This window comes from Mycobacterium simulans (assembly GCF_900232995.1).
GTDB classification, from domain to species: Bacteria; Actinomycetota; Actinomycetes; order Mycobacteriales; family Mycobacteriaceae; genus Mycobacterium; species Mycobacterium simulans.
Map to the genome: position 1 here is coordinate 3334509 of NZ_OCVX01000003.1, position 26317 is coordinate 3360825.

Consider the following 26317-nt stretch of genomic DNA (forward strand, 5'->3'; position numbering starts at 1 on the left):
CGGGGCCTTGTAGGCCTAGCACGTAGGCGACCCGGCCCGAGGCCACGCTGGTGGCGACCCCGGTCAGTCCGTATCCTTCGGCCCCGTCGGCGCCGGCGGCGCCGGGTTGTGCCCAGGCTCCGGCGAACACTCCGGTGTTAGAGCCTTCCAAGGTGGTGGGGTCGATCCCGGCGGTTTCCAACGCCTCCCAACACACCTCCAACAGCAGGCGCTGCTGGGGGTCCATGGCGGTGGCCTCCCGCGCCGAGATCCCGAAGAACTCGGCATCAAACCCGGCCGCATCCGCCAAAAACGCGCCCGACCGCGTATAGGTCTTGCCGACCGCATCCGGATCAGGATCAAACAACCCCGCCAAATCCCAACCCCGGTCGGTCGGGAACCCCCCAACCGCATCAACGCCACCGCTGACCAAGTCCCACAACGCCTGCGCCGAATCCACCCCACCGGGCAACCGACACGCCATCCCCACCACAGCAATCGGCTCATCCACCCGGGCCGGAGCGGGCAGAGCCGCCATCGGGCTGGCCCGACCTGAGAGCTCAGCCTCCAAGTACGTAGCTAACTCGGATATAGACCCGTAGTCCCACCCCACTGTGTCAGGCAGTTGCAGGCCGGTCGCTGCCGCCAGTCGATTGCGAAGTTCGACTGTCATTTGCGAGTTGAAACCTAGCTCCGAGAAGGCGAGTTCCGTATCTAGCGACCGAGCATTGGATTGGCCCAGCATCATTGCAACCTGTCGGCCAACGGTATCCGCCAACAGTTGATAGCGCTGTTGCCGCAAAACGTTCAGTTGCTCGTGAAGCTTCATTCCTCGGCGGTTTCGGTCCGAAGTCTCGATGTTCGCGGCTGATGTTTTGTCAGGCTCCGCCTCTATGTTCGACGGCGGCGGCATAGATGAAACCTGCCAAATTGGTTTTGTTGGACTTTCTGCGCGAAGATCGCCTCGCATCAATTTCCCGGATGCGGTCCGAGGGAGCTGCTGTGCAATCGCAAATCGATGCGGTACCTTGAACGAAGACAGTTGGTTGCGCAATCGCCGGTATATCTCGGCAATAGCCGAATCATCGAGAGATGTGCCCCTCTTGGGGACCAGAAACGCCTGTAGCGCCGAGGCGCCCGTGGATTCCCGTACTCCGACAACGGCGGCTTCGGCTACACAGTCATCCTCAAGGATGAGCCGTTCAACCTCGTTTGGATTGATGTTGATGCCGCCCACAATTTCTATGTCGTCGGCGCGGCAACCGTACCTAATCCACCCGTCAGGATCGATAAATACCCGATCGCCAGTGTCGAGCCAACTCCCATTCATAGAGAGAGGGGTATTCGGTCGGTTCCAATAGCCCGCTGCGATCGATGGTCCCTGAACCCATAGGTTTCCCTCGACCCCGGGTCCGGCTGTCGTACCGTCAGGCGCCACCACGCGGATCTCGTAGGGGGGAAGAACCTTTCCCAATGTTCCAATACGCCATTCATCGACCGTATTCGACACAAATGTTTGTCCGACCTCAGTCGAGCCTATTCCGTCAAGAATAGGGATACCGCCGAAGAATTCCATAAGGCGTTCAGCAAGACTGAACTCAAGAGCCTCGCCGGCTGATACTATGCAGCGGAGCGACTGGAATGAATCGGGAAAGCACGTGTCGACAACTCTTGCAAAAAAAGTTGGTACACCATAGAGCACAGACGGTCGATATCTCTCACAGAGCTTCGCCGCTACCTCCGAGCTGATTGGCGACGAGTTGATGACCGCGGAACTGCCTGTCGCAAGCGGAAACCAAACCGAATTACCTAAGCCATACGCGAAATACATGCGGGCGCTACTTAGTCCCACATCCTCGGGAGCGAGCCGCAGTGCGGTGCGACACATTGCGTCAACATAGGTGAAGACATCGGCATGCCGATGAACCGCGGCTTTGGGTGGACCCGTAGTACCGGAAGTATAGGTAGCGTAGGCAACAGCATCGCCGCTGAGGTTTTCGAAGTCTGCAGGCTCGGCTCGAGTCGCATCCGACAACAGCTCTGCCGGATCCACTACGGTAGACCGCTGGAATCGACCGTGGAGGGCACCAGACGTGACGACAAGCGCTGGCTCGGTGTCGCGCTCAACAAACGCATGGTCTTCAGGACGAAGTTCGGGGTTGGCGATAAACACCAAAATCCCACGAGCCAAGCTTGCCAACAATAGTTGCACCAGATCCAACGAATCCGGGAGACACAACAGGAGGCGATCTCCTCGGGAAAGTCCGTGGCGAGTAAGCACTGTCGCGAGACGTAATGCACCATCATGGATTTGCCCATGAGTCACAGGGTTCGGAGCATAGAATGCAGGCGAGTCGCGCCGTCCAGCTTCCAATGACCGTTCGGCCAAAAATCTTGCTACGTTCTCGCTTTGCATTAGTCAGTTACCACCCGCGACAAAAAGCGAATGATTTGACCGTACGCCACGCTCATATATACCCGACCCCATCGTGGGTGCCTCGGGAGGTATCCACAGAATCTCGATAGCATTGGCAGCCCCATCAGCTGTGGTATAAAAGCTGTGGCCGCCACGCCATTGGCAATAAAGAATTTAGTCAACGTCTCTGATCGCCCCTAGTGCAATTGGCGGCTCGCCATTTGCGGTCGTTCTGCCTGTGCGTAGGAACAATCAGAAATGCTCATGTCAATTTCGGCGCCGTTATCTTCGTCAGCGGTCCCGACGATCGCCGTTTCGGCGGTATCAATGAATGCGTTACGGGGAAAATATTCGGTAGTAACGATAGCCGGCTGACTGCGGATGGTCATGCGGTATCGACGCGCGACAGCTTCCTGGCCCATGTCCTGATAGTCGTTAAGCTTCGACCAGTTGGGCAACGTGTCCATCCAGATTTTTTGAGCCTCCTTGAATATCTCAACACCATTGGCCAATATAGACTCCCCAATAGGGCAATCCATCTCGATCAAATTGTCGATCAATTTTGGTGGCACGATATCAATCGCAACAACTGACTCCGCAACTACAAATACTTTTCCCGAAGACCGGCCTTTAAGTAAGACCTTGCGACGAAGCGTTCGGCCATCGAAATGCTGCTCGGAACTACTCATTTCCGTAGTGGAAGCGTGAATATCCTGGTCGATAAGCTGTGTAAAGATCTCGTCGTTCACGAGAATGCCAAGGATCCGAGTGAGGGTGCCATTGCTTGCGAGGAGTATCCGGAGGTCACGACTGAACATTCGGATTTCTTCATTAGTGAGGAGGCTTGAAGACAGCTTTTGTTCCTTCCTGGGCGTTACTCCAGTGTGTATGTCTGTGTATGTCATTGTGTCGTCAGCGAATACGCCCACGACTTCGTAGATTCTGGTGACAGCCCATAGCGAAGGCCGGTTGGCGCCATCGAGAGTATTTTTGGATCGGCATGTCCATGCGGTGCGGTCCTGAGGTGGGACATCGGGGTGTGGGATTTGACGCGAGAACGGGTCGGCGTCGAGCCCGTGGCGTTAAGAGTAGCAGGAGTTGATCGTTGCGAGTGCGTACATTTCGGCTGGTGGCATGTCAGATCGGTCACTTGAATGTCGCTGGGGTGCATGGTGGGGGTTGCGCCCGACCAAGTCGTGGGATCCGCAGCCGTGGGACGTCGATGACGGTTATGCCGTCTTGGTGCCGTCGAACTGGCAATGGCGGCCCAAAGACCATGTTCGATTGCCCACGCGGTGTGGGGCGAGCGCCGGGCGAAGCGCAGCAGAGCCCGGCAGCCATCGCGGCTGGCCGGTACGGGACGGAGGCCAGCGGTTCCAGCCGCATCAACGATCGAAACCTCGCCCGACAAACAATGTATCCAGCTGGTCGAAATGCGACGGGTCGACAATTGGATCAGAATTCGACGACCGTCGACGTTTAGTGTGGCGGGCGAAGCTTGCGGCTAAGAGAATCTGGCAAAGACGCTTTTTCCGGCAAACATGGGTTAAAGCGGAGCGTGCGCTTGGGTTGCGGCAAACTGAGCCAGACGGTCACCAAGGCTGGCGTGAAAGTGTCCGATAGCGCTCTCGTGCCGGCCGAACTCCACAAATTTGTTCGCACCCGCGCGAAATCCTCGTTGTACGCCCGCCGACACTTCGTTATCCTCCGCGACGACGCGGAAAATGTAAGGAAGTAACTCGGCAGGATCGAGCGGTTCCTCACCGTCGAGCTCCATGCCGGGGCCGACATCCGCTCGGGTCATCGTGTAGTAAACAACCTCGCTGTCAGCTACATCTATCGGGTCGATCACAACCACCTGCACCAGTTGCGGGAAAGCCCCAATGATGACGTTGGGGAACAGGTGATAGACAAATGTCAACGGCGGACGTCCCACCCAAGTCGATTCTGGACGGTCGCGGAGCCGCTCAATTGCGTCGTACGGAAACGTAACCCGAGAATTCGGGCCGAACGTTTCGACCACAGTGAGGTTGTCGTACAGGTTGGGCAGCGTCTCCTTATGGGTCCAGCGGATGTGATACCCCTCCAGAAACTGCTCGATAAGGACCTTCCAATTTATTGCCAGTCGAAAGGACTCGACGGATACGACCCGATCGATTGGCAGCAGCTTGTCTCGCCATGTTGTCCCGTCAGTCAGCCACGCCATCGCCTCGTCAGCATCGGCATTTGAGGTGCGCGCGCCGTCAGAATCGATTGCACCGATAACGATGAGCCCGTCGGCCTCATAGCTCGGGACCTCGATGAGACCTCGTGCCGACATGTCCAAATCGGGGAAACCGTGAGCGTGGGGGACGTGTGCTAGCGAGCCATCCAGGCGATATGTCCAGCCGTGGTAGCGACACACTAAGGCATGGGAACAACCCGCGTCCTCGACCAGTGCGAAACCACGATGCCGACATGCGTTGCGAAACACCCGAGCTCGTTGATCGTGCCCACGCACAGCGAACAGCGGCACCCCGAAGGTCACTCGTTCGACGTGGTCGCCCTTGTTGGGGATAGCGGCGGACGGAACAAACGCGCTTGGCATCGCGCGCAGTAGGTTCCACTCTTGGGTGAACCGGTGTGGATTCAGGTAGTTTTCAACGGGCTCGCGCCACGGAGTGCCTTCATCGGTGGTGCCGCCGTCGACATGGGCAAGAACGCGCCGAACGATCTCCACATCATCAGCAACCAGCGGCTTCGTGGTCCGGCTCATGGGTGCAGCATAGCGACCTTTCTTGTTTACTCGCTTTGCGAGCAGGGTCACGACGCAACTCGAAGCTTGGCGACGCAAGTAGGCTTACCGCGCGAGATCGGGTCAAGCGCCAAATCATCCGTCGGCCTCGACTGCTAGCTCGCTCGGATGTCCGCGACGTGGCCGACGAACATTTGCTGGACGGATCGGTGACCGCACCCGTCCCAACGCCACCGGCGACACCAACGGCTTCACCGGCGAATAAGCCCTGACAATGTCGGCCGGTCGTTTACAGTGCGAAATACGATGGCCTCGAATCCTTCTGACCACAGGTTCGGGGCCGTTATCAAGGCTCTTTCGATATGGGGACGATGCCGGGGGCGTAAACCTGCGCCTGAAGATGTTTCAACGCCAAGCGCTCGATTGGGTACTGAGGGTCAACCACGCTTCGATGTAGAGCTGTCCGCCGCAAAGCCGATCGAGGCCGCTGGTGAACGCAGCATGACGAAAGTGTGGTCGGCGCCGGCGTCGGCGCCGAGTACCTCCGCATGGTGATCCGAGCGCAAGTCGGTCAGCAGTCCACGGCGAATGCTAACTTCGAGCGTGGCCTCGACATCCTGTCCACCGGCGTCGAATCTTGGGGACGCGGTCGGTGACCGGCGCTAAACTGGAATTTCCACTCTCGGACAGGCCAGAAAGCAGGCATTAGAACCCACGTGACGCCCCGCGAGACCCGCGCTGCTGACACTGCTGTAGCCCGGCAAGCCGACGCTCAGGTTCGCAGCAGCATCGATGTTCCGCCTGACCTCGTCGTGGGCTTGCTTGGTTCGGCCGATGAAAATCTCCGTGCCCTCGAACGCACCCTGAGCGCAGCCATGCATGTGCGTGGCAACACCGTCACCCTCACGGGTGAGCCGGCCGACGTCGCACTCGCCGAACGTGCGATCACAGAACTGGTCGCGATCGTGGCCAGCGGCCAGCCCCTGACGCCGGAGGTGGTGCGCCACAGCGTCGCCATGTTGGTCGGCACCGGAAACGAGTCGCCGGCCGAAGTGCTGACCCTGGACATCTTGTCGCGCCGCGGTAAGACGATTCGGCCGAAGACGCTCAACCAGAAGCGCTACGTCGACGCGATCGACGCCAACACCATTGTTTTCGGAATCGGCCCCGCCGGGACCGGAAAGACATATCTCGCGATGGCCAAGGCCGTTAACGCGCTGCAAACCAAACAGGTCACCCGTATCATCTTGACCCGCCCCGCGGTGGAAGCCGGCGAGCGCCTCGGCTTTCTGCCGGGCACGCTGAGCGAAAAGATCGATCCGTATCTGCGGCCGCTGTACGACGCGCTGTACGACATGATGGACCCCGAGCTGATCCCAAAGCTGATGTCCGCCGGGATAATTGAGGTGGCGCCGCTGGCATACATGCGGGGTAGGGCGCAGCCAGTGTTTACCAAGGTGTTGACCCCCAATGGGTTCCAACCGATCGGCGAACTTCAGGTCGGGGATTTTGTCATCGGTTCCGACGGGCGCCCCACCGAGGTTTTGGGTGTCTATCCGCAGGGCTTCAAGGAGATCTATCGGGTCTATACGCAGGATGGTTCCTCGACGCTTGCCTCCGGCGATCACCTCTGGTCGGTCTATACCCCCAAGGACCGCAGTTCTGGCAAGCCGCCGCGGGTACTGCAGACCAAGGAGATGATCGGCAACCTCCGTGTCGCGCACTACCATCGCTATGAGTTGCCGCTGTTGAGCTCACCGGTGAGTTTCGAATCACGGTCGGTGCCTCTCGATCCCTACGCTTTAGGACTGTTGCTAGGTGACGGGTGCATCGCCAATGCGACGACACCCTCATTTGCCGCAAGCGATCCCGAGCTGGCTGATTCGCTGGCAAGTCTGATTCCCGGGATTGAGGTGCGACGAAAGTCCGAAGTGGACTATGTGCCGGTCACAAACGCTCTTCGTCAACTGGGCCTGGCGGGTACGCGGTCGTCTACCAAGTTCATCCCGCCGGACTACCTGTTCAATTCGCCCGAGGTGCGGGTCGGCGTTTTGCAGGGTCTGCTCGACTCTGATGCTGGACTGGTCACCCAGCGGGGGCGGACGTGTCGCATTCAGTTCACGACGGACTCGGACCGGTTGCGAGACGACGTGGTGTTTCTGGTCCAGTCGCTTGGCGGCGTCGCTTACCCGCGGACTAGGGCGGCAGCGGGGCGCAACCCGGGACTGGCCCGTGGTCGAGATGTACACCACCGATCAGACGCGCACATCATTGAGATCCGGCTGTCGGCGGGCTCAGAGGGAGTAGTCCCGTTCCGGCTGGCTCGCAAGGCCGCGAAATACGATGCCACGGGCGGTGGTCGGCCGGTGCGCTTCATCGATCGGATTGATTCCGCGGGTACCGAGGAAGCCGTTTGCATCCGGGTCGCAGCCGCCGACTCGCTGTACGTCACCGAGGATTTCTTGCTTACCCACAACACCCTGAACGATGCGTTCATCGTTCTCGACGAGGCGCAGAACACCACCGCCGAGCAGATGAAGATGTTTCTCACCAGGCTGGGCTTCGGGTCCAAGGTCGTCGTCACCGGGGATGTCACCCAGATCGATCTGCCGGGCGGCGCCAGGTCGGGCCTGCGGGCTGCGGTCGACATCCTCGAGGACATCGACGATATCCACATCGCCGAACTGACCAGTGCGGATGTAGTCCGCCATCGGTTGGTCTCGGAGATCGTCGACGCTTACGCGCGATACGAGGAACCCGGTTCTGGGATGAACCGGGCGGCGCGGCGGGCATCCGGCAGCCGCAGTCGTCGATGATGAGTGCGTGAGCAGGCTTATGAGCGTCTTATGAGCATCGAAGTATCCAACGAGTCGGGCATCGACGTCTCCGAGGCAGAACTGGTCAGCGTGGCGCGGTTCGTCATCACCAAGATGGACGTCAACCCGGGAGCCGAGCTGTCGATGGTGCTGTTGGACACCGCGGCGATGGCCGACCTGCACATGCGCTGGATGGACCTGCCCGGGCCGACCGATGTGATGAGTTTTCCCATGGATGAGCTCGAGCCGGGCGGGCGCCCCGATGCTCCCGAGCCGGGGCCGGCGATGCTGGGCGACATTGTGCTGTGTCCGGAGTTCGCCGCCGAACAGGCAGCGGCCGCCGGCCACAGTCTTGGGCATGAGCTGGCATTGTTGACCATTCACGGCGTGCTGCATCTGCTCGGCTACGACCATGCCGAGCAGGCCGAGGAGAAGGAGATGTTCGCCCTGCAGGCGCGGTTACTTGAGGAGTGGGTGGCCGACCAGGTCGAGGCCTATCAGCAGGACCGTCAGGACGAGCGGGACCGCCGGCTGCTGGACAAGTCAAGGTATTTCGACCAGCCGTGACCGGCCTTTCTCAGCTACTCGGCGCGATCGCGCTGATTGGTCTGGGCGGACTCTTCGCAGCGGTCGACGCGGCCTTCAGCACGGTCTCATTGGCCCGGGTGCAAGAACTCGTACGTGACGAGCGTCCCGGCGCGGTGGCGCTGCTCAAGGTGATGGCCGACCGGCCGCGCTACATCAACCTGGTGGTGCTGCTGCGAATCGTTTGTGAGATCACCGCGACCGCGTTACTGGTGGTCTTTTTCCGCCACAACCTCAGCCTGGACTGGGGCTTGTTCGTCGCCGCGGCGATCATGGTGGTGACCAGCTTTGTCGTTATCGGTGTCGGACCACGCACCCTCGGTCGGCAAAACGCGTATTCCATCGCTTTGGCGACGGCCGTTCCGCTGCAAGTGATCTCGTGGCTGTTGATGCCGATCAGTCGGCTGCTGGTGCTGCTGGGTAATGCGCTTACTCCGGGCCGAGGTTTTCGCAACGGGCCGTTCGCATCTGAAATCGAACTGCGGGAGGTCGTCGACCTTGCCCAGCAGCGCGGCGTGGTCGCCGCGGATGAGCATCGGATGATCGAGTCGGTCTTCGAACTCGGCGATACGCCGGCGCGTGAGGTGATGGTGCCGCGAACTGAGATGGTCTGGATCGAGGGCGACAAGTCAGCCGGTCAAGCGATGAATCTGGCCGTACGCAGTGGACATTCGCGCATTCCGGTGATCGGTGAGAACGTCGACGACATCCTCGGCGTGGTGTATCTGAAAGATCTTGTGCAGCAGACGGTCTGCTCAACGGACGGCGGCCGTGAAACTACCGTTGCGAAGGTGATGCGCCCGGCGGTGTTCGTGCCCGACTCCAAGCCACTGGATGCGTTGCTGCGCGAAATGCAGCACGACCGCAACCACATGGCTATGTTGGTCGACGAGTACGGCGCCATCGCCGGCCTGGTGAGTATCGAAGACGTGCTGGAAGAAATTGTCGGCGAGATCGCCGACGAATACGACGAGGCCGAGACGGCGCCAGTGGAAGACTTGGGCGACAATCGTTTCCGGGTGTCGGCGCGACTACCGATTGAAGACGTGGGAGAGCTGTACGGCGTGGAATTCGACGACGATCTCGATGTAGACACGGTGGGTGGCCTGCTGGCTCTGGAACTGGGCCGGGTCCCGTTGCCGGGCGCCGAGGTGGTCTCTCACGGCCTGCGGTTGCACGCCGAGGGCGGGCCCGATCATCGGGGCCGGGTGCGGATCGGCACCGTGCTGGTGAGCCCCGTCGGCGGCAACGATGCCGATCACCATGGCTGAGCAGCTGGACGCCGAGGACGCCAAGCTGGTGGTGCTGGCGCGCGCGGCGATGGCACGTGCCGAAGCGGGCAGCGCCGCGGCAGTACGCGATACCGATGGGCGCACGTATGCGGCTGCGCCGGTGCGATTGTCGACTCTGGAGTTGACCGGCCTGCAAGCCGCGGTGGCCGCGGCCGCATCCAGCGGCGCGACCGGTCTCGAGGCGGCAGTGCTGGTCGCCGGGTCACGGAATGACCCAGGCATCGCCGCCGTCCGCGAGCTAGCCCCCACCGCCGTGATCATCATCACCGATCGGGTGGGTAATCCCATATGACGCCGAGCGTGCACTCACATTCAAAAAACACGCGAAAAGTCGCACTGTGTGCACGCTCGGCGAGGAACCGAGGATGACCGAATTCCGTTCCGGCTTCGTGTGTTTGGTCGGCAGGCCAAACACCGGCAAGTCCACGCTGACCAACGCGCTGGTGGGCACGAAGGTGGCCATCACCTCGATGAAGCCACAGACGACCCGGCACACCATTCGAGGCATCGTGCACCGCAATAACTTTCAGATCATTCTCGTCGACACGCCGGGCCTGCACCGGCCACGCACCCTGCTCGGCAAGCGGCTCAACGACCTCGTGCGTGACACCTACGCCGAGGTCGACATCATCGGCCTGTGCATACCGGCCGACGAGGCGATTGGTCCCGGAGACAAGTGGATCGTCGATCAGATTCGCTCGATCGCTCCCAAGACAACGCTGATTGCCATCGTCACCAAGATCGACAAGGTGCCGAAGGATCGACTCGCCGCTCAGCTCGCCGCCGTCAGCGAGCTGGTTACCAACGCGGCCGAGATCGTCCCGGTGTCGGCGGTATCCGGCGAGCAGATCAATGTGCTGATCGACCTGCTGGTGGCGGCGCTGCCGCCAGGCCCGGCGTACTACCCCGACGGCGAGCTCACCGACGAACCCGAAGAGACGCTGATGGCCGAGCTCATCCGCGAGGCCGCCTTAGAGGGGGTGCATGACGAGCTCCCGCATTCATTGGCGGTAGTGATCGACGAGGTCAGCCCACGGGAGGGGCGCGACGATCTGATCGACGTGCACGCGGTGTTGTACGTGGAACGGGATAGCCAGAAGGGAATCGTCATCGGCAAGGGCGGCGCCCGACTGCGGGAGGTGGGTACCGCCGCGCGCAGCCAGATCGAAAAGCTGCTTGGCACCAAGATCTACCTCGACTTGCGGGTCAAGGTCGCCAAGAACTGGCAGCGCGACCCCAAACAGCTTGGCCGACTTGGGTTTTAACGCTTGTTCCACCACACCGTGGGCTGTTTGGTGGCCCAGCCGCTGACGGCTTCCAACTCCGCGGCCAGTGAGATCAGCATTCCCTCGCTGTTGGCCGGTCCCATTAGTTGCACGCCGATCGGCAAGCCGTCGGAGGTGAACCCGGCCGGCACGTTGATGGCTGGCCAGCCCAACACGTTCCACGGCCATGCACCCGGGCACGCGGCGATCATCGTGCGGTCGGTTGCCATGCCGCTCAGCCTGTCGAACGCGCGGGCCAGCGGAGGTGGCTGCGCGGTAGTCGGAGCCAGCACCACGTCGACGATGTCGAAGATGGAGCCCACTCGACGCTGATCGGCGGCCTCGTGACGGCGGGCGCTGCGCAGGACCGCCTGGCCCAGCACGTGGCCCGTGCGGAAATTGGACAGAGTGCGACGGTCCCAGACGACCTCGTCGCCGAGTCGCTCCTCCCAGTCACGCAGGCCGGCGGTGGAGCGGGCGAGAAAGTCCCATGACAGCCGTAGGCCGTAGTCCGGGTTGCCTTTGACGACAGTATGACCGAGCAGCTCAAGTTGCTCGCCCACCGTTTGCGTCGCAGCCAGGATCTCAGGATGCAATTTGGCGCGAAAGAAGGTGTACGGGAACCGGGTTGACAACGCGATCTTCAGCGGGCCCGGCGCGATGCCGACGTAGTCGGATGCGGTCAGCGGCGGCGGCTTGTGCAGGTCTCCCTCGACGTTGCCGGAAGCGGCGTCCAGTACCAGCGCCGCATCCTCGACGGTGCGGGCCAACACGCCGTTGACCGTGATGCCGTTGAACGCCTCCGGCAACGGCCAGGTGGAGATGCGGCCCCGTTGCGGCTTGATGCCCACCAGGTGCGTCCACGCCGCGGGGATGCGGATGCTGCCGGCGCCGTCGGAGCCGATCGCGGCGGTAACCAGGCCCGCAGCCACCGCGGCCGCGCTACCGCCCGAGGATCCACCCGGCGTGTGCCGGCGTGACCAGGGGTTTCGGGTGTGTCCGAATGCGGGTCCGCTGGTGAAGGGCCATTGGCCCAGTTCGCAGGTGTTGGTCTTGCCGACGATCACCGCGCCGGCCGCCTTGAGCCGGCGAACGACCTCGGCATCGTGGGTAGCGGGCCGTACATACCCCTCGGTACCGAACGCGGTGGGCACTCCAGCAACGTCGACGTCGTCTTTGACCGCTATCGGAATGCCCAGCAGCGGCGCGGTGTCGCCGTCGGCCCGGCGCCGGTCGGCGGCCGCGGCGTCGGCCAGCGCGGACTCGGTGAGCACGATTCGGAACGCGTTCAGGGTGGACTGGCTCATATCGATCGCGTGCAAGGATCGTCGTACCAGCTCAGCGGAGGTAACTTTGCCGGTCGCCAGCTGATAGAGCAGGTCGGTCAGCGTGGGCAGGCGCTGGCCGCCGGATCCAGGAATGGCCCCAAAATCGGACCCAGAAGCGCCAACCACGGGGTACGAGACTATCGGCGCGGATACCCGCGATGTCGCGGCGGGGGGCCAAACCAGTGGCGATCGCCAGCGCGGCGGAGCCGGGCGCAGCGGGTCGCCACCGATAAGATCAGTGGCGATCGCCAGCGCGGCGGAGCCGGGCGCAGCGGGGCGCCACCGATAAGATCAGTGGCGATCGCCAGCGCGGCGGAGCCGGGCGCAGCGGGTCGCCACCGATAAGATCAGTGTGATGCGGCTGTATCGAGACCGGGCTGTTGTGCTGCGCCAGCACAAGCTCGGCGAAGCCGACCGGATCGTCACCCTGTTGACCCGCGATCACGGGCTGGTTCGTGCGGTGGCCAAGGGTGTGCGCCGCACCCGCAGCAAATTCGGCGCACGACTGGAGCCGTTCGCGCACATCGACGCGCAACTGCATCCCGGCCGCAACCTCGACATCGTCACCCAGGTCGTCTCGATCGACGCGTTCGCCACCGACATCGTCAGCGACTACGGCCGCTACACCTGCGGGTGCGCGATGCTGGAAACCGCCGAACGCCTCGCCGGTGAGGAGCGGGCGCCGGCTCCGGCTCTGCACCGGCTAACGGTTGGCGCGCTGCGGGCGGTGGCCGACGGGAGCCGGCCTCGTGACCTGCTGCTGGACGCCTATCTGCTCCGTGCCATGGGTATTGCGGGCTGGGCGCCGGCGTTGGCTGAGTGCGCCCGCTGCGGCACACCCGGTCCGCATCGGGCATTTCACATCGCTGCCGGGGGCAGTGTCTGCGTGCACTGTCGCCCGGTCGGTTCGACCACGCCGCCGTTGGGCGTGCTGGATCTGATGTCCGCGCTGCATGACGGTGATTGGGAGGCCGCAGAGCAGGCACCGCAATCGCACCGCAGCTACGCCAGCGGATTGGTGGCCGCACACCTGCAATGGCATCTGGAACGGCAGCTCAAAACGTTGCCGCTGGTGGAGCGGTTCTATCGGGGTGATCGCACAGTTGTCGAACGACGCGCGGCGCTGATCGGGCAGGATAGGTGAGTGTGGCGAAGAAGGCCGAGCGAAAGCTGAAGTCCGCTGTCTTCCCGCAGCTGCCCCCGGCGCCCGACGATTACCCGACCTTTCCCGATAAGTCGACGTGGCCGGTTGTCTTCCCGGCTCTTCCGCCATCGCCCGACGGTGGCCCGCGCCGGCCGCCGCAGCACATTTCCAAAGCGACTGCGCCACGGATTCCCGCCGACCGGTTGCCTCTTCACGTCGCCATCGTGATGGACGGCAATGGCCGCTGGGCCACCCAACGCGGATTGCCCCGTACCGAGGGGCACAAGATGGGCGAGGCGGTGGTGATCGATATCGCTTGCGGTGCCGTCGAACTCGGGATCAAGTGGCTCAGCCTCTACGCCTTTTCCACGGAGAACTGGAAGCGTTCCGCCGAGGAAGTCCGGTTTCTGATGGGCTTCAACCGTGACGTGGTACGACGGCGCCGCGACATCCTCAACCAGATGGGGGTGCGGATCAGATGGGTCGGTTCACGACCACGCCTGTGGCGCAGCGTCATCAATGAATTGGCGATCGCGGAGCAGACGACGCGCAACAACGATGTCATCACCATCAACTACTGCGTCAACTACGGTGGCCGAACCGAAATCGCGGAAGCGGCAAGGGAAATCGCCCGTGAGGCGGCCGCGGGCAGACTGAACCCGGAGCGCATCACCGAGTCGACCGTTTCCCGACACATGCAGCGGCCGGACATCCCTGATGTGGATCTGTTTCTGCGGACCTCCGGTGAGCACCGGTCGAGCAATTTCATGTTGTGGCAGGCGGCGTACGCCGAATACGTATTCCAGGACAAGCTGTGGCCCGACTATGACCGTCGCGACTTGTGGGCGGCCTGCGAGGAGTACGCGGCCCGAAATCGACGGTTCGGGAGCGCCTAGTGCCATCTCTGCAGGAGCGGCTGGCATCGATACTCCGGGAGGTCCTTTCCGTCGAGGAGGAAGCCGACGGTGGGCTGACGGTCCGGCATGACGGCACGTTCGCTTCGTTGCGGGTGGTGACCATCGTCGAAGACCTCGACCTGGTGTCGATGACCCAGATATTGGTGTGGGACCTGCCGCTGACCAAGAAGATCCGCGATCAGGTGGCCAAGCAGGCGCGGGATACGAACTTCGGCTCCGTGACGATGGTCGAAAAGGTTGCGGACAAGGCCGTACAGCGAAACTCCGGCAAGGGTGCGGCTAAGACCGCAGACGTGATGCTGCGATACAACTTTCCCGGCGCTGGCTTGACCGACGACGCGCTGCGCACCCTGATCCTGCTGGTGCTGGATACCGGAGCTCAGATGCGCCGCGCGCTAACTGTCTAAGCTTGCCGGCTAAGCCTGATGATGGCGACCCGCTGCGCCCGGCTTCGCCGCGCTTGCGATCGCCACCGGCCTGATGATGGCGACCCGCTGCGCCCGGCTTCGCCGCGCTTGCGATCGCCACCGGCCTGATGATGGCGACCCGCTGCGCCCGGCTTCGCCGCGCTTGCGATCGCCATTAGGCCCCGCAGTCCGAGCACGTGCCGAAGATCTCTATCGTGTGGCTGACGTCGGAAAAGCCATGCTTGATGGCCACTTCGGCCGCCCATGCCTCGACTTCGTGGTCGGCCACCTCGATGGTGGAACCGCAGCTGCGGCACACCAGATGGTGGTGATGATGCTCCGAGCACCTGCGATAGACCGATTCACCGGTGTCGGTGCGCAGCGTGTCGACCAGGCCTGCGGCGGCCATCGATTGCAGAGTTCGATACACGGTGGTCAGGCCGATGTTCTCGCCGCGGCGACGCAGTTCGTCGTGCAATTCCTGGGCCGAGCGGAATTCGTCCAGCGTCTCCAGCAGTGTCGAGATCGCTGCTCGCTGGCGGGTGGAGCGAATGCTCGAGGAGGTCACGGCGGGCCCTCACTCGCGTGAGCGACGGCGTCGACGACGATGTGTGCCAGGTGGTGGTCGGCAAGTCGGTACAGCACTTCGCGGCCGGACCGCTCCCCGGCGACCACCCCAGCGGCCTTAAGGATCTTCAGATGTTGGCTGACCAGCGGCTGCGGCACGCCCAACGCGTCGACCAACTCGTGCACGCAGCGCTGGGCTTCCCGCAGCTGCAGCACAATGGCGATCCGTACCGGCGCAGCCAGCGCGCGCAGCAGCTCGCCAGCTGCGTCGAGAATCTCCCGCGGCGGCGGTGCTGGGAAGTCCAGGGATCTATCGGTGCCGTGCTCGTGAGCGCCAGCCACGTCGCCACCCACGTCCTGATGAGCGGCGGTCGGCGTGGCGGGGGACGTCACCATGTCGGAGTCACCACCTCGAAAAGTCCCGGTATTCGGAGGGCTTGCGGCCGACCTCCACTGTCACATGCATGATGACGCATGTCAAAGACGGAAATAGGTCCGAACGGCCGATCGCTACCATGACTGATGTTTCGCAACGGTGTGAGTCACCGCTGCACGTGCTTGCCGATCCCCGGAAGGGAGTGGACTACCCCGTGGCGTCCGTCATCGACACCGTAGTCAACCTGGCCAAACGGCGCGGCTTCGTCTTTCCCTCGGGTGAGATCTACGGGGGCACGAAGTCTGCGTGGGACTACGGTCCACTGGGGGTGGAACTCAAAGAGAACATCAAGCGGCAGTGGTGGCGATCGGTGGTCACCGGCCGCGATGACGTCGTCGGTATCGATTCGTCGATCATCCTGCCGCGCGAGGTGTGGGTGGCTTCCGGCCACGTCGAGGTCTTCCACGACCCCCTCGTCGAGTCGCTGATCACCCACAAGCGCTACCGGGCCGACCATCTCATCGAGGCCTACGAAGCCAAGCACGGTCACCCGCCACCCAACGGGCTGGCCGATATTCGCGACCCGGACACGGGTGAGCCCGGCCAGTGGACCGAGCCGCGCGAATTCAACATGATGCTCAAGACCTACCTTGGCCCCATTGAGACCGAGGAGGGGCTGCACTATCTACGACCCGAGACCGCGCAGGGCATCTTCGTGAACTTCGCCAACGTCGTGACGACGGCGCGCAGAAAGCCGCCGTTTGGTATCGGCCAGATAGGGAAGAGCTTCCGCAACGAGATCACCCCGGGCAACTTCATCTTCCGTACCCGCGAGTTCGAGCAGATGGAGATGGAGTTCTTCGTGGAGCCGTCGACGGCCAAGGAGTGGCATCAGTATTGGATCGACACCCGGCTGCAGTGGTATGTCGATCTGGGGATCGATCGGGAGAACCTGCGGCTGTGGGAACACCCCAAGGACAAGTTGTCGCACTACTCCGACCGCACCGTCGATATCGAGTACAAGTTCGGCTTCGTCGGCAATCCATGGGGCGAGCTGGAAGGCGTCGCCAACCGAACCGACTTCGACTTATCAACGCACACAAAGCATTCCGGCACCGACCTGTCATTTTATGACCAGGTCAACGACACCCGGTACACGCCGTATGTGATCGAACCGGCAGCCGGCCTGACCCGGTCGTTCATGGCATTTCTAATCGATGCGTACGCCGAGGATGAAGCCCCAAATGCCAAGGGGGGAATGGACAAGCGTTCGGTCTTGAGGCTGGATCCACGGCTGGCGCCGGTTAAGGCGGCGGTGTTGCCGCTGTCGCGGCACGCAGACCTGAGCCCCAAGGCTCGTGACCTCGCGGCGGAATTGCGGAAATGCTGGAACATCGATTTCGACGATGCGGGCGCGATCGGACGGCGCTACCGGCGTCAGGACGAGATCGGTACGCCATTCTGCGTGACTGTGGATTTCGACTCACTCGAGGACAATGCCGTCACCGTGCGCGACCGCGACGCCATGACACAGGAGCGGATCGCGATGGACAAGGTCTCCGACTATCTGGCCGTTCGGCTCAAGGGAGTCTAGAACCGCAGCTTGCAGCTCGCAGCTCGCAGCGACGGTGAGTCGTGGGGCAAATCCCCGGTTTTGGTCGGGGTTCGGCCTAGGGTCCCTAGGTGGCTGCCTGTGGGAGGTGTCGCGTGTCGTTTCTAGTAACGCGCGGGCATGCGATGGAGATAATCCGCTAGAGGAGGGGGTTGGTGATGAATTTTTCGGTGTTGCCGCCTGAGGTCAATTCATTGCGGATGTTCTCCGGTGCGGGGTCGGGGCCGATGTTGGAAGCCGCGGTGGCCTGGGACGGGTTGGCCGCGGAGTTGGGGTCGGCGGCGGATTCGTTTGCGTCGGTGACGTCGGGCCTGACGGGGGGGCCGGGTCAGGCGTGGCAGGGTGCGGCGGCGTCGGCGATGGCGGCTGCCGCGGCTCCGTATGCGGGGTGGTTGAGTGCGGCGGCGGCGCGGGCTGCGGGGGCGTCGGCTCAGGCCAAGGCGGTGGCCGGTGCGTTTGAGGCGGCGCGGGCGGCGATGATTCATCCGTTGGCGGTGGCGGCTAACCGCAATGCGTTCGTGCAGTTGGTGTTGTCGAATTTGTTCGGTCAGAATGCGCCGGCGATCGCGGCCGCCGAGGCGGTCTATGAGGAGATGTGGGCCGCCGATGTGTCAGCCATGGTCGGCTATTACGGCGGGGCCTCGGCGGCGGCCGCCCAGTTGGCGTCCTGGCAGGGCTCCTTATCGAATCTGCCGGGCTTGTCGAGCCTGGTCGGTGGTGCTGGGGCAGCCGCGGCCGCCCCCAGGGCCGCTCAAGGGATTGCCGACCTGGTCTTCAACTTGGGTTTTGGAAATGTCGGCTCCTTCAACTTCGGCAGCGGCAACTTCGGGGGCCTTAACCTGGGCAGCGGCAACTTCGGCGACTGGAACATCGGCAGCGGCAACTACGGCGGCCTGAACTGGGGCAGCGGAAACACCGGGACCGGAAACACCGGCAGCGGGAACACCGGCGACTACAACTTCGGCAGCGGAAACTTCGGCAGCGGAAACCTTGGTAGTGGAAATATCGGCAGCCTCAACTTGGCTAGCGGAAGCTTCGGCACCCTCAACCTCTTCGGCGGCGGAAACCGGGCCGATGGAACCTTCGGCAGCGGAAACATCGGCGACTTTACCCTCGGCAGCGGAAACAGCGGTGGCTCCAACATCGGGTTCGGAAACCTCGGAACCGGCAATATCGGATTCGGCAACAAGGGCAATAACAACATAGGCTTCGGTCTTACGGGCGACGGTCAGGTCGGTTTCGGGGCGCTGAATTCGGGTACCGGAAATATCGGCCTGTTCAATTCGGGTAACAACAATATCGGTTTCTTCAACTCCGGCGACAATAACATAGGCTGGGGGAATGCGGGCAACGGAAATACCGGCTTTGGCAACGCAGGAAATTTCAACACCGGCTTTTGGAATGCGGGCAGTAGCAACACCGGCTTCGGGAGCGCGGGTGACGGGAACTTGGGTATCTTCGACGCCGGAAAGGGCAACGCGGGTAGCTTCAATGTGGGCTGGCAGAACACCGGCTTCGGCAATTCGGGTGCGGGAAACACCGGTTTCTTCAATGCGGGTGACTCGAATACCGGCTTCGCAAACGGGGGCAGCGTCAACACCGGCTTCTGGAACGCCGGAGATACCAACACCGGTGCATTCAATGGGGGTAACCTCAACACCGGTTTCGGCAACGCGGTCAATCAGCCGGTTCTGAACTCGGGTTTCGGGAACGCTGGTGCGGGAAATTCGGGCTGGGGAAACAGCGATCCCAATGGTGGTCTGAATTCTGGTTTCTTCAATACCGGAACCGGTAACTCGGGCTTCTCGAACGCGGGTACTACGTCGCTCGTCGGCTTCAACTCTGGGTTCGGAAATATCGGCACTTTCAACGCGGGAATTACCAACTCAGGCAATAACCTCGCTGGTATCTCCAATTCGGGTGACGACAGCTCGGGTGTCGTAAACTCTGGCGACCAGAACTCCGGTGGGTTCAACTCAGGGTCAGGACTTTCGGGTTTCTTCAGGTAGTCGCAACTGTCGTAACGCATTACGGGAGCGCCCTGCGATCCCAGGGTGGTGGTGCGCGTCGGGGTACCTGACGGGACCGGTCTGCTCCCGGTGGGAGGTGGTGCGTGTCGCTTCAGGTAACGCGCGGGCTTGCGGTCGAGAATAAGCCGTAAGAGGAGGGGCTGTCCTGATGAATTTTTCGGTGTTGCCGCCTGAGGTCAATTCTTTGCGGATGTTCTCCGGTGCGGGGTCGGGGCCGATGTTGGAGGCCGCGGTCGCCTGGGACGGGTTGGCCGCGGAGTTGGGGTCGGCGGCGGATTCGTTTGTGTCGGTGACGTCGGGCTTGACGGGGGGGCCGGGTCAGGCGTGGCAGGGTGCGGCGGCGTCGGCGATGGCGGCTGCGGCGGCTCCGTATGCGGGGTGGGGGGGTGTAATAGCCCATTGTCACCGGCGTATTGCCCTGTAATGCACTAACCGCCGCTTGCGCCGGCAGCCAGCCGTTGTTGGCGCCGTTGTTCCACGACTGATGCATGGCGGTCCAGCTGTGGTCCGGTCATTTGAACGATATCGAGCACATTGTGCTGTGCCTCCAAGAGAACAGGTCGTTCGATCACTATTTCGGCACGCTGTCGGCTATCGATGGGTTCAACACCCCGACGCCACTATTCCAGCAGAAGGGCTGGAATCCACAGACGCAGTCGCTGGACCCCGCGGGCATTACATTGCCCTACCGCATTGATACGACTCGGGGACCTAACGGAGTTGGTGAGTGCGTCAATGATCCCGACCACCAGTGGATTGCCGCGCACTTGTCATGGAACGGCGGGGCCAATGACGGTTGGCTGGCGGCGCAAGCGAGGACCCGATCGGTGGCCAATACCCCTGTGGTGATGGGCTATTACGCGCGTCCCGACATTCCGATCCATTACCTGCTGGCAGACACCTTCACGATCTGCGACCACTACCACTCGTCGCTGCTGGGCGGGACCATGCCCAACCGGCTGTACTGGATCAGCGCCACCGTCAATCCCGACGGCGACAAAGGTGGGCCTCAGATCGTCGAGCCTTCGATCCAGCCGAAGTTGACGTTCTCCTGGCGCATCATGCCGGAGAACCTCAGTGACGCCGGGGTCAGTTGGAAGGTTTACAACAGCAAGTTGCTGGGAGGACTCAACGACACGTCCCTGAGCCGCAACGGGTATGTGGGAAGTTTCAAACAAGCGGGAGACCCGAGGTCGGACCTGGCCCGTTACGGTATCGCGCCGACCTATCCTGGCGACTTTGTTCGCGACGTCATGAACAACACCTTGCCTGCGGTCTCCTGGGTCGTCCCGTTGACCGTCGAGTCCGAACACCCCTCATTCCCGATCGCCGTGGGTGCCTGGACGATTGTGAATCTGATCAAGGCGCTGTTGCGCAATCCTGCCGTATGGGAAAAAACGGCATTGATCATCGCTTATGACGAGCATGGCGGGTTTTTCGACCATGTCACACCCGTGACGGCGCCGATCGGAACCCCCGGCGAATGGATTCCAGACACGGTGGACATCAACAAAGTCGACGGTTCCGGTGGCATACGTGGGCCGATCGGTCTGGGTTATCGCGTGCCCTGTTTCGTCATTTCGCCGTACAGTCGTGGCGGGCTGATGGCCCATGATCAGTTCGATCACACGTCGCAGCTGCAATTTATCGGCAAGCGGTTCGGGGTTCCGGTTCCCAACTTGACTCCCTGGCGGGCCAGCGTGACCGGGGATCTGACGTCAGCATTCAATTTCGCCGTTCCGCCGGACCCGTCGCGACCCAACCTGGACCACCCGGTGCGCCAGCTGCCGAAGGTCGCCAAGTGTGTGCCCAACGTTGTGTTGGGATTCTTGAATGAAGGGCTGCCTTATCGGGTGCCCTATCCGCAAGCTATGCCGGCCCAGGAATCCGGGCCGGCCCGGGGGATTCCCAGTGGGCTGTGCTAGCCACCGACCGTAGGACCGCGACGGCTGCACAACGCGCCCATCGGTCGTGGTGCTTTTTTATCACTTGTGCAGTTGGGGGCAGAGAAATCGGGGAATTAGGGATATTGTCCGAAGTATTGCCATACGATGCGGAGTGCTCGGTGGTGTGAGGTTGGCCACTGAGTGTTGGTGTAGTGAGATCGGCACTGGAAGGGGACAGCGGTGCTTTTGCCTCTTGGTCCGCCCTTGCCGCCCGATGCCGTGGCGGCAAAACGCGGTGAATCGGGCATGCTCGGCGGGTTGTCGGTTCCGCTCAGCTGGGGCGTTGCCGTTCCACCTGATGACTATGACCACTGGGCTAAGGAGTCCGAAGCGGACACCGCTGCCGACCTCGTCCCAGGTGCGGTGGACCCGGAACCGGTCGACCCAACCATGGAGGAATGGGACGAATGGGCGGAGTGGCGCGAGTGGGAAGCCGAAAACGCCGAACCTCGCTTTGAAATGCCACGTAGTAGCAGCGGCGTGGTACCGCGTTCGCCGGCGGCCGGTTGAGAGAGAGGGGGAAGACTGTCTTGTTTACAAGTGGTCGGCGACTTGGGCGTTCCCCCGCCCGGCGATCACAGCAGTCAATGTGCACGAATGTAATTAAGTCCGGGAAATAAGGAGAACAGGCAACATGGCAACACGTTTTATGACTGACCCGCACGCAATGCGGGACATGGCGGGCCGCTTTGAGATGCACGCCCAGACGGTGGAAGACGAGGCTCGCCGGATGTGGGCGTCCTCGCAGAACATCTCCGGCGCTGGCTGGAGCGGTCTTGCCGAGGCAACCTCGTTGGACACCATGGGCCAGATGAACACCGCTTTCCGCAACATCGTGAACATGCTGCACGGTGTCCGCGACGGCCTGGTTCGCGACGCTAACAACTACGAGCAGCAAGAGCAGGCTTCGCAGCAGATCCTCAGCAGCTAACGCCACAACACTTTTACAAGCTAAGGAGAACAGGTTCGATGACAATCAACTACCAGTTCGGCGATGTCGACGCCCACGGTGCCATGATTCGGGCGCAGGCCGCGTCGCTCGAGGCCGAGCACCAGGCCATTGTTCGCGATGTGCTGGCCGCTGGGGACTTCTGGGGCGGCGCCGGTTCGGTGGCGTGCCAGGAATTCATCACCCAGTTGGGTCGCAACTTCCAGGTGATCTACGAGCAGGCCAACGCTCACGGCCAGAAGGTGCAGGCCGCGGGCAGCAACATGGCGCAGACGGACAGCGCCGTTGGTTCCAGCTGGGCCTGACACGCCCTAGCGAAGTTTCGGTCGTGGCGGCGCACTGACCATTCGGTGCGCCCGCCCAGACCACTAGCGCACGCCCACGCACGGGTAGCTAACGCCTCATGTGTGGGCGTGCGCACTTATTTATCACTTATTTGTTGAGTGCCCGGCCTTGAGATCTTGAGATCGAGTGTGACTCACGGCTGTCGGCTTGCGCCCAGGGCGGGATCCGGCCGATTTTTGCGGCGCGAATTCACCCGCACAGGTCAGGATTCACACCGGATCGACTCGCCCGATTTAGAACCGCCCGCCGCCGCCCATGAAGCCGCCGCCGGACGAGCTCCCGGATGAGCTAGAGGAGCCGCCGAACGAGGTGGGGCTCCAGCCGCCGAACCCGCCCCGCATGCCGCCGCTGAGCAGGTCGCCGATGATGATCCCGCCGATCATCGCCCCCCAGTCATTGCTGGCATTTCCGGCCCCGCGGCTGCTGTAGGCGCGCTGGGCCGATTGCACATCGGCGTTGGCCAGCGACTGCGCATTGGCGGCCAGCGTGGACGCGGCGTTCGCGTGGGCAATCGCTTCAGTGAGGTTGGTTGACTGCTTGTCTGTTGCGGCTTGGAGCTGTCGCTTTGCCTCGGCGAGCCGGGTTCGGGCTTCGGGTCCGATGCTGCCCCGACGGGTGTCGACGTAGTCGGAGACCGCGCGCACCCGTGACTGCGCGGTGAACAACGCCTGCTCGAAGGAACGGTTGAGCCGATCGGCATCCGCTTTCTCTTGCGCCAGTGTGGCCAATAGTCGGTTGAGGTCCGCGTCGGCCTTGGTCAGCTGGGCAAATGCACCCAACGGATCGGCGGAGCCGCGGGAGCTTCGGGAGTTGTCCAAGGCTCGAGCTGCCGCGTCGCGCGCCGCGATCAGTTCGCCGGTGTGCGCAGACCTGTTGCTTTGGGTCCGCTGCAGTTGCTCATTGGCGTGTTGGATGCCGCCCTGGACGTCCGCTATGACCGACGGCAGGCTGGCGACGGCATGCCGGATGTCGCTGGCCGCATTCTCCACCGCATCGAGCAGCGCACGTGCTTGCCCGAGCGCCGACTCGGCACCCCGCACCGCATCCACCAAACCTATCTGCTGGCCGCTCACTGCCCGCGTGGCCAGCTCACGCGCCGAGGTGATGTTGCGGTCGGCGAATGCCAGTCGCTCTTGGGCGGTCGTGACATTACCGGAGACCGAAGTCAGTGCGGCAGCTCCGAATTCGTTGTTCAGCTCGGCTAGCCGCTGTTCTGTCGGCGCGATTCGGGCAGTGAGTTCAACGTACTGCTGAGTCAGCAGATCGAGTCGAGACGGGGCGTTGATCACCAAATCCCGCAGCTGCTCGAACGCCTCGGTCTGTGATTCCAGTTCGCGGTCGGCGTGCGCCGCCGACACGATCACTCGGGTGAGGAGCTCACGGCGCTGCACCGGTGTCTCGGGTGTGCCGTCGTCAAGTTGCTGGCGCACCGTGAATGCCTGGGACAGCGCCGCTTTGGCGTTGTTCACCGCCTGGGTGAATGGCGCGGTCCGCTCGGCGCCGAACTCGTCGATTGCCAGCGCGAGCTCGTTGGAACTGGTGCGCAACGCGTTGTCGACCTCCACCACCATCGACCGCGATAGATCGTCGAGCACGTCCAGCGGCACCCCGGCCAGTGCCCGCGCGTCGGTGGGATCGACTCGTCGCGCCGCAGCCAACGCCTCGGCGCGCCGTCGCCGGGCACGCCCACGCATCACAACCAGCAAAATCACCACCGCGACGACGATGACGCCTAGCGCGACCAACAGAAACAACCGACCTGACGAGCTGGGGGACTTGTTGAGTCCGTTGGCTGCGGCAATGGCTGCACCGCTCCAGTCGCCGTTGCGCAGCGCGGGTTCGATCTGGTTGCGTCGCAGGTTGTCGACCTGGCTTTCGGTGATGCCGTGCACCATGGACGGCACCAGGAAGGCGTACGCGCGATCAACGGTGGCAACGGCGAGCAGCACGTCGTAATTACCCAGATCGCTGGTCCTCATGGTGCGCTGGGCCCAGTCCATCGCGCTCTGCCCGGAGAAGTGGTCGACGTAGACCACCCATAGCCTGATGTGGCGATCGGTGTACAGGTTGTCGATGGCCGACGTGACCGCGGCGCGACCGGAATCTGTCAGCACGCCCGCGTTGTCGGTCACGTAGCCCGGAAGCCGGAACGGCGGTTGCGCGGCGCAGGGCGGCGCCGGCAGCAGCCCGGCGATGCCCACGGTGACGAGCGTCAGGATCATGCCGAGCAGGCGACCGATGCGCATACGGGCAATCTAATCCAGCCCGGCGACGATGCGGACCGCTCTGCGTCCTCCCTGGCAGACTATGGGTCGGTGACCACGATTCAGCACGACCCCTACGACGACTTCGACCGTCAGCGGCGGGTACCCGAAGCGCCGAAGACGGCGGGTCTGCCAGGTACGGAAGGCCAGCACCGCACCGACTTCGCCCGGGACCGGGCCCGAGTGCTGCACAGCGCCGCGCTGCGCCGCCTTGCCGACAAGACGCAAGTCGTCGGACCCCGGGAGAGCGACACGCCACGCACCCGGCTGACTCACTCGCTGGAAGTTGCCCAGATCGGGCGCGGAATGGCCGTCGGACTGGGCTGCGACCTGGATCTGGTCGAACTGGCCGGTCTGGCCCACGACATCGGGCACCCGCCCTACGGGCACAACGGTGAGCGGGCGCTCGATGAGGTCGCAGCCGAGCACGGCGGCTTCGAGGGCAATGCGCAGAACTTCCGGATCCTGACCAGCCTCGAGCCCAAAGTCCTTGATACACAAGGGTATAGCGTTGGGCTGAATCTGACGCGCGCATCGCTGGATGCGGTCACCAAGTATCCGTGGACCCGTGGCGCCGGCCGAGGCAAGTACGGGTTTTATGACGACGACCACCAACCGGCGGCCTGGGTCCGCGCTCGGGCGCCGGCGGATCGCTCGTGCCTAGAAGCCCAGGTGATGGACTGGGCCGACGATGTCGCGTATTCGGTACACGACGTCGAGGACGGTGTCGTCTCCCAACGCATCGACCTGCGCGTACTTGCCGACGACGACGATGCCGCCTCGCTGGCCAAGTTAGGGGAGAGCGAGTTCTCCCGCGTGAGCGCCGACGAATTGATGGAGGCCGCTCGCCGGCTTTCGGGGTTGCCCGTGGTCGCCGCGGTCGGCAAATACGATGCCACATTGGCGTCGGCGGTCGCGCTTAAACGGTTGACCAGCGAGTTGGTGGGCCGGTTCGCGTCGGCGGCGATCGCGACAACGCGCGCAGTGGCCGGGCCGGGGCCGCTCGTGCGGTACCAGGCCGACTTGCAGGTGCCCGACCTGGTGCGTGCCGAGGTCGCGGTGCTGAAAATCTTGGCGTTGCAGTTCATCATGTCCGATCCGCGGCATCTGGAAACACAGGTCCGGCAGCGCGAACGCATCCATCGAGTGGCGGAGTGGCTCTACTCCGGAGCGCCGCAGACGCTCGACCCGGTCTTTGCGGCGGCATTCAACACCGCCGTTGATGACCGAGCGCGACTGCGTGTTGTCGTTGATCAGATCGCGTCCTACACCGAGGGGCGGTTGGAACGCATTGACGCCGCACAGCTCGGCCGGGCCGAGTCATATCGAGGCTTAGACTAAGCCG

The 26317-nt window shown here is 62.8% G+C and carries 20 protein-coding genes and 7 pseudogenes; 19 read left to right on the forward strand and 8 right to left on the reverse strand.

Going from position 1 to position 26317, the window contains the following annotated elements; all coding sequences use genetic code 11:
• The 3 genes from MSIMFI_RS15780 to MSIMFI_RS15790 form a co-directional block, all read right to left on the reverse strand.
• The coding region (locus tag MSIMFI_RS15780; protein WP_191497899.1) for an AMP-binding protein at positions 1–2395 on the reverse strand (2395 nt) is incomplete at its 3' end.
• A 197-nt stretch (positions 2396–2592) separates the two neighbouring features.
• Entirely contained in the window at positions 2593–3300 is a 708-nt protein-coding gene (locus MSIMFI_RS15785) for a chorismate--pyruvate lyase family protein (RefSeq protein ID WP_318187408.1), read from the reverse strand.
• 641 nt (positions 3301–3941) lie between these two features.
• Positions 3942–5150: an aromatic ring-hydroxylating oxygenase subunit alpha gene (locus tag MSIMFI_RS15790; RefSeq protein ID WP_191497901.1), complete on the reverse strand. Its 1209-nt coding sequence runs from the start codon at positions 5148–5150 to the stop codon at positions 3942–3944.
• A 695-nt stretch (positions 5151–5845) separates the two neighbouring features.
• On the opposite strand from MSIMFI_RS15790, the pseudogene MSIMFI_RS28210 reads away from it, so the two are divergent.
• The 7 genes and pseudogenes from MSIMFI_RS28210 to era form a co-directional block, all read left to right on the forward strand.
• Positions 5846–6565 (forward strand): annotated as a pseudogene (locus tag MSIMFI_RS28210) (PhoH family protein); the annotation flags it as partial.
• A 261-nt stretch (positions 6566–6826) separates the two neighbouring features.
• Positions 6827–7336 (forward strand): annotated as a pseudogene (locus MSIMFI_RS29700) (LAGLIDADG family homing endonuclease); the annotation flags it as partial.
• 267 nt (positions 7337–7603) lie between these two features.
• A pseudogene (locus MSIMFI_RS28215) lies at positions 7604–7945 on the forward strand (PhoH family protein); the annotation flags it as partial.
• A gap of 30 nt (positions 7946–7975) precedes the next feature.
• A complete protein-coding gene (gene ybeY / locus MSIMFI_RS15800) occupies positions 7976–8512 on the forward strand; it encodes an rRNA maturation RNase YbeY (protein ID WP_191497903.1) in 537 nt (178 codons plus the stop codon).
• Entirely contained in the window at positions 8509–9801 is a 1293-nt protein-coding gene (locus tag MSIMFI_RS15805) for a hemolysin family protein (protein ID WP_186243813.1), read from the forward strand. Before ybeY ends, MSIMFI_RS15805 begins: the two co-directional genes overlap by 4 nt.
• Positions 9782–10114 carry a cytidine deaminase gene (locus tag MSIMFI_RS15810; protein WP_186243812.1) on the forward strand — a complete coding sequence of 111 codons (333 nt, stop codon included), beginning with the start codon at positions 9782–9784 and terminating at the stop codon, positions 10112–10114. The genes MSIMFI_RS15805 and MSIMFI_RS15810 overlap by 20 nt, the downstream gene beginning before the upstream one ends.
• A 73-nt stretch (positions 10115–10187) precedes the next feature.
• Positions 10188–11087: a GTPase Era gene (era, locus tag MSIMFI_RS15815; RefSeq protein ID WP_191497904.1), complete on the forward strand. Its 900-nt coding sequence runs from the start codon at positions 10188–10190 to the stop codon at positions 11085–11087.
• Here era and MSIMFI_RS15820 read toward each other — a convergent pair.
• A complete protein-coding gene (locus MSIMFI_RS15820; RefSeq protein WP_191497905.1) occupies positions 11084–12541 on the reverse strand; it encodes an amidase in 1458 nt (485 codons plus the stop codon). The two genes, era and MSIMFI_RS15820, sit on opposite strands and share 4 nt — an antisense overlap.
• 229 nt (positions 12542–12770) lie before the next feature.
• Here MSIMFI_RS15820 and recO point away from each other — a divergent pair, with 229 nt between their 5' ends.
• The 3 genes from recO to MSIMFI_RS15835 are packed head-to-tail and all read left to right on the forward strand — an operon-like array spanning position 12771 to position 14883.
• Positions 12771–13559 (forward strand): DNA repair protein RecO, encoded by a 789-nt coding sequence (recO, locus tag MSIMFI_RS15825; protein ID WP_191497906.1) that lies wholly within the window; start codon positions 12771–12773, stop codon positions 13557–13559.
• 2 nt (positions 13560–13561) lie between these two features.
• Positions 13562–14455 carry a decaprenyl diphosphate synthase gene (locus MSIMFI_RS15830; protein WP_191498218.1) on the forward strand — a complete coding sequence of 298 codons (894 nt, stop codon included), beginning with the start codon at positions 13562–13564 and terminating at the stop codon, positions 14453–14455.
• On the forward strand, positions 14455–14883 hold the full coding sequence (locus tag MSIMFI_RS15835) for a hypothetical protein (protein WP_191497907.1): 429 nt from the start codon (positions 14455–14457) through the stop codon (positions 14881–14883). Before MSIMFI_RS15830 ends, MSIMFI_RS15835 begins: the two co-directional genes overlap by 1 nt.
• Positions 14884–15058: 175 nt before the next feature.
• Here MSIMFI_RS15835 and MSIMFI_RS15845 read toward each other — a convergent pair whose 3' ends face one another.
• Both MSIMFI_RS15845 and MSIMFI_RS15850 read right to left on the reverse strand, forming a co-directional pair.
• Positions 15059–15451, reverse strand: coding sequence for a Fur family transcriptional regulator (locus MSIMFI_RS15845; protein ID WP_186243806.1), 393 nt, complete (start codon positions 15449–15451; stop codon positions 15059–15061).
• Positions 15448–15846 carry an ArsR/SmtB family transcription factor gene (locus MSIMFI_RS15850; protein WP_186243805.1) on the reverse strand — a complete coding sequence of 133 codons (399 nt, stop codon included), beginning with the start codon at positions 15844–15846 and terminating at the stop codon, positions 15448–15450. The genes MSIMFI_RS15845 and MSIMFI_RS15850 overlap by 4 nt, the downstream gene beginning before the upstream one ends.
• Positions 15847–16028: 182 nt before the next feature.
• Between MSIMFI_RS15850 and MSIMFI_RS15855 the strand changes: the two genes are divergently transcribed.
• The 4 genes and pseudogenes from MSIMFI_RS15855 to MSIMFI_RS15865 form a co-directional block, all read left to right on the forward strand.
• Positions 16029–17420 (forward strand): glycine--tRNA ligase, encoded by a 1392-nt coding sequence (locus MSIMFI_RS15855; RefSeq protein ID WP_191498219.1) that lies wholly within the window; start codon positions 16029–16031, stop codon positions 17418–17420.
• 176 nt (positions 17421–17596) lie between these two features.
• Positions 17597–18541, forward strand: a pseudogene (locus tag MSIMFI_RS30025) (PPE family protein); the annotation flags it as partial.
• Positions 18536–19447, forward strand: a complete 912-nt coding sequence (locus MSIMFI_RS30030) for a beta strand repeat-containing protein (RefSeq protein WP_449870779.1) — start codon at positions 18536–18538, stop codon at positions 19445–19447. The pseudogene MSIMFI_RS30025 and the gene MSIMFI_RS30030, both read left to right, overlap by 6 nt.
• Before the next feature lie 169 nt (positions 19448–19616).
• Positions 19617–19850: pseudogene (locus tag MSIMFI_RS15865) on the forward strand (PPE family protein); the annotation flags it as partial.
• A gap of 3 nt (positions 19851–19853) precedes the next feature.
• On the opposite strand, the pseudogene MSIMFI_RS15870 reads toward MSIMFI_RS15865, so the two are convergent.
• Positions 19854–19979 (reverse strand): annotated as a pseudogene (locus MSIMFI_RS15870) (alkaline phosphatase family protein); the annotation flags it as partial.
• Between MSIMFI_RS15870 and MSIMFI_RS15875 the strand changes: the two are divergent.
• The 4 genes and pseudogenes from MSIMFI_RS15875 to esxN form a co-directional block, all read left to right on the forward strand.
• Positions 19975–21393, forward strand: a pseudogene (locus MSIMFI_RS15875) (phospholipase C); the annotation flags it as partial. The pseudogenes MSIMFI_RS15870 and MSIMFI_RS15875 overlap by 5 nt on opposite strands.
• 201 nt (positions 21394–21594) lie before the next feature.
• A complete protein-coding gene (locus MSIMFI_RS15880) occupies positions 21595–21924 on the forward strand; it encodes a hypothetical protein (protein ID WP_186243796.1) in 330 nt (109 codons plus the stop codon).
• 124 nt (positions 21925–22048) lie between these two features.
• A complete protein-coding gene (locus MSIMFI_RS15885; RefSeq protein WP_085250443.1) occupies positions 22049–22345 on the forward strand; it encodes a WXG100 family type VII secretion target in 297 nt (98 codons plus the stop codon).
• 38 nt (positions 22346–22383) lie between these two features.
• Positions 22384–22668, forward strand: a complete 285-nt coding sequence (gene esxN, locus MSIMFI_RS15890; RefSeq protein ID WP_085325342.1) for an effector — start codon at positions 22384–22386, stop codon at positions 22666–22668.
• A gap of 273 nt (positions 22669–22941) precedes the next feature.
• Here the strand turns inward: esxN and MSIMFI_RS15895 are convergent, their stop codons facing one another.
• Positions 22942–24954: a TPM domain-containing protein gene (locus MSIMFI_RS15895; protein ID WP_191497909.1), complete on the reverse strand. Its 2013-nt coding sequence runs from the start codon at positions 24952–24954 to the stop codon at positions 22942–22944.
• A gap of 69 nt (positions 24955–25023) precedes the next feature.
• Between MSIMFI_RS15895 and MSIMFI_RS15900 the strand changes: the two genes are divergently transcribed.
• Positions 25024–26313: a deoxyguanosinetriphosphate triphosphohydrolase gene (locus MSIMFI_RS15900; protein WP_191497910.1), complete on the forward strand. Its 1290-nt coding sequence runs from the start codon at positions 25024–25026 to the stop codon at positions 26311–26313.
• The last annotated feature ends 4 nt before the right edge of the window (positions 26314–26317 follow it).

Coding starts and splice junctions, on each gene's coding strand:
- MSIMFI_RS15785 (WP_318187408.1), bottom strand. CDS start 3,300: ATGACATACACAGACATACACACTGGAGTAACGCCCAGGAAGGAACAA.
- MSIMFI_RS15790 (WP_191497901.1), bottom strand. CDS start 5,150: ATGAGCCGGACCACGAAGCCGCTGGTTGCTGATGATGTGGAGATCGTT.
- ybeY (WP_191497903.1), top strand. CDS start 7,976: ATGAGCATCGAAGTATCCAACGAGTCGGGCATCGACGTCTCCGAGGCA.
- MSIMFI_RS15810 (WP_186243812.1), top strand. CDS start 9,782: ATGCCGATCACCATGGCTGAGCAGCTGGACGCCGAGGACGCCAAGCTG.
- era (WP_191497904.1), top strand. CDS start 10,188: ATGACCGAATTCCGTTCCGGCTTCGTGTGTTTGGTCGGCAGGCCAAAC.
- recO (WP_191497906.1), top strand. CDS start 12,771: ATGCGGCTGTATCGAGACCGGGCTGTTGTGCTGCGCCAGCACAAGCTC.
- MSIMFI_RS15850 (WP_186243805.1), bottom strand. CDS start 15,846: ATGGTGACGTCCCCCGCCACGCCGACCGCCGCTCATCAGGACGTGGGT.
- MSIMFI_RS15885 (WP_085250443.1), top strand. CDS start 22,049: ATGGCAACACGTTTTATGACTGACCCGCACGCAATGCGGGACATGGCG.
- esxN (WP_085325342.1), top strand. CDS start 22,384: ATGACAATCAACTACCAGTTCGGCGATGTCGACGCCCACGGTGCCATG.
- MSIMFI_RS15895 (WP_191497909.1), bottom strand. CDS start 24,954: ATGCGCATCGGTCGCCTGCTCGGCATGATCCTGACGCTCGTCACCGTG.